At 60.2% G+C, this 11,922-nt stretch carries 8 protein-coding genes; 1 reads left to right on the plus strand and 7 read right to left on the minus strand.

What is annotated here, in order from left to right; all coding sequences use genetic code 11:
* Nucleotides 1–208 (minus strand): hypothetical protein (locus tag RGCCGE502_RS37780; RefSeq protein WP_206742493.1); only part of this gene is annotated, 208 nt, incomplete at its 3' end.
* Nucleotides 209–295: 87 nt separating this feature from the next.
* Here RGCCGE502_RS37780 and RGCCGE502_RS21795 point away from each other — a divergent pair.
* Entirely contained in the window at nucleotides 296–2,239 is a 1,944-nt protein-coding gene (locus RGCCGE502_RS21795) for a M23 family metallopeptidase (protein WP_016556363.1), read from the plus strand.
* Between the two features lie 54 nt (nucleotides 2,240–2,293).
* Here the strand turns inward: RGCCGE502_RS21795 and clpB are convergent, their stop codons facing one another.
* From clpB to prfA, 6 genes are all read right to left on the minus strand, one after another.
* Complete coding sequence (clpB, locus tag RGCCGE502_RS21800; RefSeq protein WP_016556364.1) at nucleotides 2,294–4,897, minus strand: ATP-dependent chaperone ClpB; 2,604 nt, start codon at nucleotides 4,895–4,897, stop codon at nucleotides 2,294–2,296.
* Nucleotides 4,898–5,322: 425 nt separating this feature from the next.
* Nucleotides 5,323–6,774 (minus strand): DUF1254 domain-containing protein, encoded by a 1,452-nt coding sequence (locus RGCCGE502_RS21805; RefSeq protein ID WP_016556365.1) that lies wholly within the window; start codon nucleotides 6,772–6,774, stop codon nucleotides 5,323–5,325.
* A 165-nt stretch (nucleotides 6,775–6,939) separates the two neighbouring features.
* A complete protein-coding gene (locus RGCCGE502_RS21810) occupies nucleotides 6,940–8,592 on the minus strand; it encodes an arylsulfatase (RefSeq protein ID WP_016556366.1) in 1,653 nt (550 codons plus the stop codon).
* Between the two features lie 215 nt (nucleotides 8,593–8,807).
* Nucleotides 8,808–9,608: a DUF4167 domain-containing protein gene (locus RGCCGE502_RS21815; protein ID WP_016556367.1), complete on the minus strand. Its 801-nt coding sequence runs from the start codon at nucleotides 9,606–9,608 to the stop codon at nucleotides 8,808–8,810.
* A gap of 344 nt (nucleotides 9,609–9,952) precedes the next feature.
* On the minus strand, nucleotides 9,953–10,834 hold the full coding sequence (gene prmC / locus RGCCGE502_RS21820) for a peptide chain release factor N(5)-glutamine methyltransferase (RefSeq protein ID WP_016556368.1): 882 nt from the start codon (nucleotides 10,832–10,834) through the stop codon (nucleotides 9,953–9,955).
* Entirely contained in the window at nucleotides 10,831–11,910 is a 1,080-nt protein-coding gene (gene prfA, locus RGCCGE502_RS21825; protein WP_016556369.1) for a peptide chain release factor 1, read from the minus strand. Before prfA ends, prmC begins: the two co-directional genes overlap by 4 nt.
* Nucleotides 11,911–11,922 lie beyond the last annotated feature (12 nt).

Here is an 11,922-nt window from a genome sequence, read left to right on the forward strand (position 1 = left end):
TTTTCAAAAAAAACGAGATTTCTCGCATCGCGTTGAATTCTAAGCATGATTTTCGGAGGCCCGGTTCTCTGCCCTCTGAATGCGCCGATAGCCGGGTCATTTTTACAGAAATAGCAGCGCGGAACGCGATGACGAGGTCCTTCGCCCTCACATCTTCACAATCGGATGGTCTCAAGGGCGAATGATTGCGTGCGCGCACGCGGCCCATTTGACTTCCATTACCAAACTATGCACTTTTCGGCGCCAGTCAGACCTGCCCGAAGAAGCCTACCGAAAGGACGCGGATCCACCTGCCATGATGACGGAGAAGATGATGATCCGCTCGTTCGGCAACGAGCCGCCGCTTCTCGCTGATGGCAGACGTGCGCCCGACCGCCGCGAAGTTTCATTGCGTTGGCTTTCGGGTACGTTCCTCACCGGCATCACCTCAAGCGTGTTGATGGGCGTCGCGCTATTTGCGGCGCTCGACGGACGCCAACAGCTGGCGATACCCGCCGAAGCCTACGCCACGATCAATGCCGACACGCATGCGGACGATACAGATGTGACGCGCGGCGGTCGGCTGATTGCGTCCGCGATCGCCGCCAAACCGTCGGACCGCAAAATCATGGAGGTCTCCACCGTCGTCCATGAGGGCGACAAGGAGGTCGTCCGTCGCCAGCCTTTCGCGCGTGTGAAGATGACGCTCGCCGCCAACCACGTGGCGACCGAAGATTATCCAAGCTTCAATCCACTGACGATCTTCGCGGCCGACGAGCCCGACGCGCAGCCGGCTGTTCGCACCGGGCAGATCTACGGCTCCGATGTCGAGTCAGAGGTCAGCTTGAAGACCGTGGCTTATCCGACGACGAAATCCGATCTTCAGGTTGCAGCCGGCCTGACCCTCGATGAGATCGAGGAGAACGTCCGCTCCAACGGTTCGGTCCTGACCGACGGTGCGGCTCAGGTGGCGGCCCTTTACTATGTCGATCCGCGCCGTTTCTCCAATGATGACAACGACGTCGATCTGGCGACCGGCCTGACAGCGCGCGTTCTCGAACAGAACATGACGGTCTCGGCGCCGGAATCGATCACACCACAGACAGAAGAGTTCGCCGACGACATCATTCCGGTGCGTCAGGATACGTCGATCACCAAGGCCATGGCGGATTCGGGCTACCCCGAGCCGCAGGCCAAGGGCGTCTCCGGCTATTTGTCGCCGCTAATCGGATCCGACGAACTGTCCAAGGGGGACGTGCTGCGCATCGGCATCTTGCAGAGGGGCGAACAGGCGAAAATCATCCGCGTCAGCGTCTATCGCGGCACCCGTCATCTCGTCACCGTGGCACTCGACGATCACGATCGCTTTGTTGCCGGCCGCGAACCGCCGCAGATCGATGCGGTCACCACCGCCTTCGACGACAACTCGACATCGGTCCCGTCTAACCAGAACCTGCCGCGCGTGTATGACGGGATCTATCGTGCCGCACTCTCCTACGGCATGACCAAGGACATGACCGCGCTGATCATCAAGTTGCTGGCGAGCAGCGTCGATTTTCAGGCGGAGCTGCGCCCGACCGATACGCTGGAAGCCTTCTTCTCGGTCGCCGATTCCAGCGGTCAGGCAACGGAAGATTCCGAGCTTCTTTATGTGAATGCACGCTTCGGCGACACACAGACCACCTTCTACCGCTTTCAGGATCCGGAAGACGGTTCGATTGACTACTTCGATCAGGACGGCAAAAGCATTCGGCAATTCCTGCTGCGCAATCCCGTGCCCAATGGCATCTTCAAGTCGGGCTTCGGCATGCGCCGGCACCCGATCCTTGGCTTCGCCCGCATGCACACGGGCGTCGATTGGGCCGCCCCACGCGGCACGGCGATTATCGCTGTCGGTAATGGCACCGTAGAGAAGGCCGGCTGGGATTCCGGCGGCTATGGCAACCAGACGATCGTTCGCCACGCTAACGGCTATGAATCCTCCTACAATCACCAGAGCGCGATCGCCAAGGGCGTCGTTCCCGGCGCCAAGGTACGCCAGGGCCAGGTGATCGGCTGGGTTGGAACGACCGGTGAATCCACCGGCCCGCATCTGCACTACGAGATGATCGTCAACGGCACCAAGGTCGATCCGTTGCGCGTGCGCTTGCCGGGCGGCAAGTCGCTGAAGGGCGGGGCGCTGGCAAAGTTCGAGGATGAGCGGCAGCGCATCGATGCGCTCCTTGGCAACCAGCCGCCGCCGCAGGTAGCAAGCAAATAGCATCCCACAAAAATGGCGGCCGAGGCCGCCATTTTCCTTCCTGGTATCCAGAGCTTAAGCCGCTTCGTTGACCGCGGAATTGCGCGTGCGGAACAATAGCCGGTCGGTGCCGCTGGTGATCTTCACCGTGGAGCCGTCAGGCACCTGACCGGAGAGGATCTGTTCGGCGAGCGGATCCTGAACGTACTTCTGGATCACCCGCTTCAGCGGGCGCGCGCCATAAACAGGGTCGTAACCCTTGTTGGCGAGCCAGTTGCGAGCATCGTCGTCGAGTTCGAGCGTGATCTTGCGCTCGGCAAGCAGGGCAACCAGACGCTTCAGCTGGATATCGACGATCGCGCCCATTTCCTCGCGCTTCAGGCGATGGAACAGAATGATTTCGTCGATACGGTTCAGGAATTCCGGCCGGAAATGACCGCGCACGACCTCCATCACCTGTTCACGAACCGCTTCGCTGTCGTCCCCGTCCTTCAGTTGGGTCAGGTATTCGGCGCCGAGGTTCGACGTCATGATGATCATCGTGTTGCGGAAATCGACCGTCCGGCCCTGGCCATCCGTGAGGCGACCATCGTCCAGAACCTGCAGCAGGATGTTGAAGACATCAGGATGCGCCTTCTCGATCTCGTCGAACAAGACAACCTGATACGGCCTCCTGCGAACGGCTTCCGTCAGCGCGCCGCCTTCATCGTAACCGACATAGCCGGGAGGCGCACCGATGAGCCGGGCGACGGAGTGCTTCTCCATGTACTCGGACATATCCATGCGCACCATCGCCGTTTCGTCGTCGAAGAGGAAGCGGGCAAGCGCCTTGGTCAGCTCCGTCTTGCCGACGCCGGTCGGACCGAGGAAGATGAACGAGCCGATCGGCCGGTTCGGATCCTGCAGACCGGCGCGCGCACGGCGCACGGCACGCGAAACGGCCTGAACCGCATCACCTTGGCCGATCACCGATTTCGCCAGCTCGTCTTCCATCCTGAGCAACTTGTCGCGTTCGCCTTCCAGCATCTTGTCGACGGGGATACCGGTCCAGCGGGAAACGACATGCGCGATGTTGTCGGGGGTCACGACCTCCTGCACCATGGCGCTGCGATCGCTGTCCTGCTGTTCGGCTTCGCCAAGCTTCTTTTCCAGTTCCGGAATGACGCCGTAGGTGAGTTCGCCGGCGCGCTGGAACTCGCCCTTGCGCTGGGCGATCGCGAGATCGTTGCGCGCTTCGTCCAACTGCTTCTTCAGGTCTGCCGCCAGGCCAAGCTTCTGCTTTTCCGCCTGCCAGCGGGCGGTCAGCGCATCGGCTTCTTCCTCGAGACCGGTCAGCTCTGTTTCAAGCCGCACCAGCCGGTCGGCAGACGCCGTATCGGTTTCCTTCTTCAGCGCTTCGCGCTCGATTTTCAGCTGCATGATGCGGCGATCGAGTTCATCCAGCTCCTCAGGCTTGGAATCCACCTGCATGCGCAGCCGCGCAGCGGCTTCATCCATCAGGTCGATGGCCTTGTCAGGAAGGAAGCGGTCGGTGATGTAGCGGTTGGAAAGCGTCGCAGCTGCAACCAGGGCCGAATCCGAGATCCGGACCTTGTGATGCTGCTCATACTTTTCCTTGAGACCGCGTAGGATCGAGATCGTGTCCTCGACAGTCGGCTCCTCGACCATGACAGGCTGGAAGCGGCGGGCAAGGGCCGGATCTTTTTCGACATGCTTGCGGTATTCGTCGAGCGTGGTCGCACCGACGCAATGCAGCTCGCCGCGAGCAAGCGCTGGCTTCAGCAGGTTGGAGGCGTCCATCGCCCCATCCGCCTTGCCGGCACCGACAAGCGTGTGCATTTCGTCGATGAAGAGGATGATCTCGCCGTTTTCGGCCTGCACCTCGTTCAGGACTGCCTTCAGACGCTCCTCGAACTCGCCACGATATTTGGCGCCAGCAATCAGTGCACCCATATCGAGCGCCATCAGCTTCTTGTCCTTGAGAGACTCCGGCACGTCGCCATTGACGATGCGCAGCGCAAGGCCTTCGACGATGGCGGTCTTGCCGACGCCCGGCTCGCCGATCAGCACCGGATTGTTCTTGGTGCGGCGCGACAGAACCTGGATCGTGCGGCGGATTTCGTCGTCACGGCCGATGACGGGATCGAGTTTGCCTTCGCGGGCTTCGCTGGTCAGATCGCGAGCGTACTTCTTCAGCGAATCGAAGCCCTGTTCGGCGTTCGAGCTGTCTGCGGTACGGCCCTTGCGGATCTCGTTGATGACCTGATTGAGCGCAAGCGCGGTGACGCCGGCGTTCTTCAATGTCGTGGATGTCGAGGCCGAAGTCTCGATCGCCAGAGCCTGCAATAGGCGCTCGACGGTGACGAAACTGTCGCCGGCTTTCTTCGATGCCTCTTCGGCGGTCGAAAGAACCTTGGCAAGCGGCTGCGCAAGATAGATCTGCCCGTTGCCGCCGGAGACTTTCGGCAGCTTGGCAAGTGCGGCGTCGTTGGCAAGGCGCGCGGCCTTGGGATCACCGCCGGCGCGCTCGATCAGCGAAGCGGCCATGCCCTGGTCGTCGTCGAGCAGGACTTTCAGAACATGCTCGGGGGTGAATTGCTGGTGCCCCTGCGCAAGCGCATAGGTCTGGGCGGACTGAATAAAACCGCGCACCCGCTCGGAGTATTTTTCGATATTCATACTGTACCTCCATAAATCGCCCTGCCCTCATAAGGCACAGGCCGATGACTGAGATTGAGCTCCCTCAAACGGCAAGCTCATCGTTCCGCCGCGTTTGGGATTTGCGGCTGACGAACTTGGGCTGGATATGGTAGAGGATTTCAAAAGTTTAAAGAGGCGATGACGCGAAAAACCCGCCGCCATGCGACCGAGGGTTCATCCGCGGCACCGGCCCTCACACTCCGTAACCAAGCTCACATCGGATCGATGCTGACGACCCGGCCGGAACCCGAGACGGTGCACCTCGATGCGTCCTGACCCGTTCCCATTGTCAGTACCCAGTTCGGCCCAGACCTCTCGGCTCCATTGGCGACACTGGTGCCACGGCGGGCGTTCTGAAACTCGTCCGCACGAACGGTTGCATGCCCGTGCTCACCGAGAACGGTTTACTTGACCTCCACAATATCGTTGGGCTTCCAAGAGCCGTCAAACGCAGGTTGCGTTGGCCCGTAGATACGGATGTAGCTGAACCAGCCACGTCCGGGTTGGGTCTTGATCCAGCGGCTTTCGCCGTCATTCGGCGCCGTTGGACCGAAATACAGATCCACTGGTTTTGACGTGTCGATATCCTTCAGCTCGAAAAGGGAGCGGAGCGCGGCCTTGTCCTGATCCGTCTGCACTTCGGAACGCGTCTGTGCGTCGTAGAGCGTCACCGACCAGAACAGCTTGCCCGGAACCGGTTGCGGAATCGTCAGCTTGTAGCTCTTGCCGCCGTCCAGAAACGCGCCGCTGCTGTCACGGGCGCCAAGCCAATAGAGCGATCCGGCACCGGCGGACCGCCGAAACATGGCGGGCGACGTGACAATCGCCTGCGCGAACCAGCGATCGCGTGCCTCCAGATCGACGCCCATCGGCGTCTCGAACTGAGTAACGTTGGGAACGAGCTCGACCCACTCCCATTTGCGGTCCGGCCACGCAATACGATCTGGCCGGTCGCTATCGAACGCCGATACGATAAGCTGGTCACGACCAGCCTTCGCAGCTTTTTCGAGGATAGCTTTCGTATGGTCATCCGGCGTAAATGGCTTGCCCTTTTCGATACCGAGCGTCGCGAGCAGTCCGTACATCGGCGTGAATTTCTCGACGAGCGGTTCCTCGTCGATGATCCGCTTCAATACTTCCCAGAACTGGATGTTGTCCTCCCATTTGAGAGAGGTGCTGTCCATCGCCTTTTCGGTGGTGTCGATGATCGCCATCGGCTTCGGATTTTTGGCCGCGCTCAACGGATAGACCTTGATGGCATGCAGCGCCTTCAGTGCCTTGTCCTGATCGCCACCGACCGGCAGAGCGCGTACGGCAAGCAAAACCTTGTAAGTTGCGGACTTCCCGACGTAGTAGCCCTTCGGCACCTTACCCTTGTAGTCGGGCGGCAGGATGAGATGCTTCCCGCCCTTTCCGCCGTCGGGCCCGGGGATTCCCATGTCGAGGACCCAGCTCTGGTTATGGTCGTTGATCAGGCCGATATAGGCGCCTGGCGGAAGCTCCACGACCATCGGGCCGTCCTTCAGGTCAAGCGTTGCCGATCCATAGGGCGTATCGGAGTTGAGCGTAAAGCCCACCTGCCTCGGACCTGCGGCGGCCGCGCCAAGACCCTCGTTGTCCTTGATCCCGGCCACGCGGTTGCCGTTGAAGATGCCTTCCACCGATACGGTCGGATACCAGAAACGGTAGGCCGTGATGGCGCGTTGGAAGAGTGCGTCCTCACGCACTTTTTCGGTGGTTGTAGCGGTCGGAAAGCCTTTGTCAAAGATGTAGCCTGTTTGAGGCGCGTCTTCTGCCCAGACCGTAGAACTCATGAGAAATGCGACGAGCAGCGAGGCGCCCAACTTGGCTTTCATGACGACATCTCCTTTTGTCATGAGCGGAGTAGCGTCGAAGCCAGTGCCAAATCCAAGTACGTTACGGTAACAGGCCCGGCATTTACGTCGGGATTTACGCGACAGTTCAACGAGAGATCCCGCGCCGTGCTGTTTCCAGCCGGCGCGGGCTATCGTTGTGATGCCTTATTGCGGGGCGAGCCGCTCAAGGTCGTTCAGACGCTTCAGGGCCGCTTGCTGGCGAAGCAGTCCGTAGTTGATGCCGCTCGCGTTCAGCGAACTGCCCTCCTGATACGGGAACTGGTCGAAGTCGGAGAAAAAGTCCTTGATCTTCCCCTGGATCGGCACGAGCAGCCACATGTTCCGGGCAAGGAACTCGATTGCTCCACCGCCGTCCTCCATGCCGCGCTCGTAAGGATCCATTCGCAGATTGGCAATGTTGGCCCATGCCGGCACTTCGCGTGTGGCTGTCGCGATATTGCCGTGGCTGGCGACGGCGAAGCTCAGCTTCCAGTCGTTCCAGCGGATCGCATTGAGATTGCCTCCCTGGTCGAAATAGTAGACCGAGTCGCGTGGACCGCTCTGCGCCTCGCCCTTCAGGAAAGGCATTAGATCATAGCCGTCCAGATGAACCTTGAAATCCTTGGTCCCTGACTTGAACCCGGATTTCATCTGCTCCTTGATGTCGGATACACCGGCGGCGCTTGCGAACGTCGGCATCCAGTCCATCAGCGTAACGATCTCGTTCACCTCAGTCCCGGGTTTGACGACGCCCGGCCAGCGAACCATCATCGGAATGCGGAAGCCGCCCTCCCATGTCGTGCCCTTTTCGCCGTGGAACATCGTCTGCGCGCCGTCTGGCCACAGCGCAAGCTCGGCACCGTTGTCAGTCGTGTAGAGAACGATGGTGTTGTCGGCGATGCCGAGCTGATCCAGCTGATCGAGAAGCTGGCCGACATGGCCGTCGTGCTCGACCATGCCGTCGGCATGGATGCCCTTCCCCGTCTTGCCGAGCGAGTCCGCCTTGAGGTGGGTGAAGACGTGCATGCGTGTCGAGTTGAACCAGACGAAGAACGGCTTGTCAGCCTTGGCCTGGCGATCGATAAAATTCTTGGCTGCTCCAAGAAACTCTTCGTCGATCGTTTCCATGCGCTTCGTGTTCAGCGCTCCGGTATCCTCGATCTTGCCATCGGCGCTTGACTTGATCACGCCGCGCGGCCCGAATTGCCGGCGGAAGGCCGGATCCTTCGGATAGAAATAGCCTTCTGGTTCCTCTTCGGCGTTGAGGTGGTAGAGGTTGCCGAAGAACTCGTCGAACCCATGCTTGGTCGGCAGGTGCTGATCCTGGTCGCCGAGGTGGTTCTTGCCGAACTGGCCGGTCGCGTACCCTTGTGTCTTCATGACATCGGCAATCGTCGGCATCCAGTCCTGAATACCGTGCGGATCGCCCGGCATGCCGATCGTCAGCAGGCCGGTGCGGAACGGTTCCTGTCCGAGAATGAACGAAGCACGACCGGCTGTGCAGCTCTGCTGGCCATAGGAGTCGGTGAAGATCGCGCCCTCTCTTGCGATGCGATCGATATTGGGCGTGCGATAGCCCATCAGCCCCATCGTGTAGGCACTGATCTGCGGAATGCCGATGTCATCACCGAAGATGACCAGGATGTTCGGCTTCTTGCCGGATGGTGCCGCGGTCTGCGCCTGGGCTGCCGCGGAACTCGCCATGCTGGCGACCGTGACAGCCCCGGCAGCAAGGGCTGTCGACCCGATCAGCAGATTGCGGCGGGTGAGGTTGCTGGTGTCGGTGGAAGGTGCTCGTACGTTGTCGTCGCAAGCCATGTCGCGTGTCTCCCGTCAAACGTGGTGCTGAGATGCATTCGCGTTTCAATGGAGACACAGGCGCGACGAGGACATAAGTACGTTACGGTAAATACACCGCACTTTAACGTTCGGTCGAGGCCGCATTCCAACGGAGAAACGGCTCCCAAAAGCAAAAAGGCCGCTCCGAAGAGCGACCTTTCTATACACAAGTACGGAACGGTGAAACGATCCGCTTATTCCGAAGCGGCATCGGCCAAAGCCGGGGCATCATTGGAACCCGCGTCCTCGCCCTCAGCCGAAGCCTCACCTTCTGCAGCGCGACGCGGACGGCGCGGACGGCTGCCAGTAGCGCGGCGCCGAGGCTGACGCTCACGCGGCTGACCTGCAGCACTTTCCTCGTCCATCGAGACCTCTGCCGGAATGCCTTCGATCTCCGGCTGCGGACCGCTGCCGTCGTTGACTTCGGGCTGCGGCGCCGCAGCTACGGCTTCAACCGGCGCTGCAGCTGGCTGCTGTTCCTGGCGCCGCGGCTGGCGTGCCTGGTCGTCGTGACGGCGCGGCTGCTCATCGTGGCGACGCTGCGACTGCTCATCCGAACGGCGCTGCTGATGCTCATGTTGCTGGCGCGGCGGCTGAACGATAACGACATCATCGTTGTCGACGCCTTCGATGTCGTCGCCTTCGCGCTCCGTGCCTTCACTAAAGTCGCTGCGATCGTCGCGCTGGAAGCGTTCCTGCATCTGCGCCTGTGCGGCAGCAATGATGCGGTTGTAATGCTCAGCGTGCTGCAGGTAGTTTTCGGCGATAACACGGTCGCCCGAACTCTGCGCGTCGCGAGCGAGCTGCGCATACTTTTCGGCGATATGCTGCGCGGTACCACGGATCTTAACGTCTGGGCCGGAGCTGTCGTATGTCCGCGTCAGCGGATTGCCGCCCTTGCGGTTGAAATTGTTGTTATTGTTATTTCCACCGCCGCCGCCGCCGTTGTTATTGCCACGCCCGCGACCGCGCTTGTTCTGCTGTCCTGGCCTCATAGATCGTTCACCTGAATTCTCTGTTTGTTGTGGAGTTATGGCATCAACCGCCGTGGCCGGTTCACCGGCTCAGAGCCCTTGTGCCGCAAGCATACTGCGCCCTCGCGCCAACCTGCCGCTTGTTCTCAAGTCAGTTTGACTGATTCACGCATTGGGTCGTATTCAACCTTTGAAGCTCTCGTTTAAAAGAGCGGACCCCCGAGGCCGAGCTAGTATCGAACGGCTCACCGTTCTGTCCCATCTCTCCAACGCGTGGGGCCAACCTATATTGCTTCCCGTGGAAATCCAAGCCTTTTCTTCGCAATGACACCAATGTCCTGTTCGATGCTTTAAGTTGTCGCGCATCACTTGAGCGCGAACACAAGCGCCCGGTCATTCTGGCCGTAATCTTTTACGGATTCCAGAAGCTTGAAGCCTTCAGCCTCGAAAACGTCCGTTACGTCGTTTCGCTGGTCGTAGCCGATCTCAAGTCCCACGACACCGTTCGGCTTTATGAACCTTGCCGCATCCTTGGCGATGGTTCTGTAGGCGTCAAGCCCATCCCGGCCGCCATCCAGTGCGGCAAGGGGATCAAATTTCGTCACTTCGGGAGCGAGAGTGTGAACGACCTTAGAAGCGATATAGGGCGGATTTGAGACAATCGCATGAAACGTGCCGTGGATACTGTCAAACCAACTGGATTGAATGGCTTCGAAGCGATCCTGCAATCCGTTTCTTTCCGCGTTTGATTGTGCCGTCCTCAACGCGTCGGCCGATATATCGCTGCCAACGCCTGACGCTTCCGGACATTCGCTCAACAGAGCTAGGCATATCGCCCCGGTTCCGGTTCCCAAGTCAAGGATATGGATACGGCCCTCGGTATTTGCAAGATCGCGCAGATATGGAAGCACCGTATCGACGAGAATTTCTGTATCGGGCCTTGGCTCGAGGGTTTCCGCTGACAACGAAAGCGGCAGACCATAGAACTCGCGTTCGCCGAGAATGCGATGAACCGGCTCATGCGCCAACCGGCGTTCGATACCTTGTTCGATCAATGTCGCCTGCTCATTGGTCACGGTCTCGCCACCGCGCGTCACGATGGCAGTCGTGGAAAGTCCAAGCAGCCCTGCGACAAGGACGCGGGCATCCGCTGCAGCGCTCTCTATTCCAGCTTCGGTGAAGAGACGGCGAGCTTCAGACAGCATTTGGGAAACCGTGGGCTCGGCCTGTTTCCCGCCCATGCTCATTGTTGCTCGCCGAGTTGCGCCAACTGGCTCGCCTGATAGTCGGCCATCAACGCATCGACCACCTCGTCGATCTCACCGACCATCATCCGGTCCAGTTTGTAGAGCGTGAGATTGATGCGGTGATCCGTCACCCGTCCCTGTGGGAAGTTGTAGGTACGGATGCGTTCGGAACGGTCGCCGGAGCCGACTTGGCTTTTGCGGTCGGCGGAACGCTCGCTGTCGGCGCGCTGGCGCTCGGCATCATAAAGGCGAGAGCGCAGAACCTGCATCGCCTTGGCGCGGTTTTGGTGCTGCGACTTCTCGGAGCTAGTGACAACAATGCCGGTCGGCAGGTGGGTGATGCGAACGGCTGAGTCCGTGGTGTTGACGTGCTGACCGCCGGCGCCAGAGGAGCGCATCGTGTCGATGCGGATGTCTTCCGGCCGGATCTCGATGTCGATCTCTTCTGCTTCCGGCAAGACCGCGACCGTTGCGGCCGAGGTATGGATACGGCCCCCCGCTTCCGTTTCCGGTACGCGCTGGACGCGGTGGACGCCGGATTCGAACTTCAGCTTGGCAAACACGCCCTTGCCCGTGATCGTCGCGATGATTTCCTTGAAGCCACCCGCTTCGCCTTCGCTCGACGACAGGACTTCCACCTTCCAGCCATGCGCGGCGGCATAGCGCTCATACATCCGGAACAGGTCGCCGGCGAAGAGTGCGGCTTCCGAGCCCCCGGTACCGGCGCGGATTTCCAGAATCGCGCTCTTCTCGTCGGCTGCGTCCTTCGGCAGCAACAGGATCTGGATTTCCTGCTCCAGCGCTTCCAGCCGCTCCTTCACCTCGGGCAGTTCCAGTTCGGCAAGGTCGCGCATTTCGCGGTCCACGGACTTGTCGTTCAGCAAGGTCTCAAGGTCCGCAAGCTCCGCAATCGCCTTCTCGTAGGCGCGAATCTTCGTGACGACAGGCTGCAGCTCGGAATACTCGGAGGCGAGCTTGACGTAGACCTCGGCCGAGGGGCCGGCCGACATGCGCGCTTCGATCTCGCCGAAACGGCGTTCCAGCTCGCGCATCTTTTCAACGGGAAGCTTCGCCACCCTTCACTCCGA

The organism is Rhizobium grahamii CCGE 502 (assembly GCF_000298315.2).
GTDB lineage: Bacteria > Pseudomonadota > Alphaproteobacteria > Rhizobiales > Rhizobiaceae > Rhizobium > Rhizobium grahamii.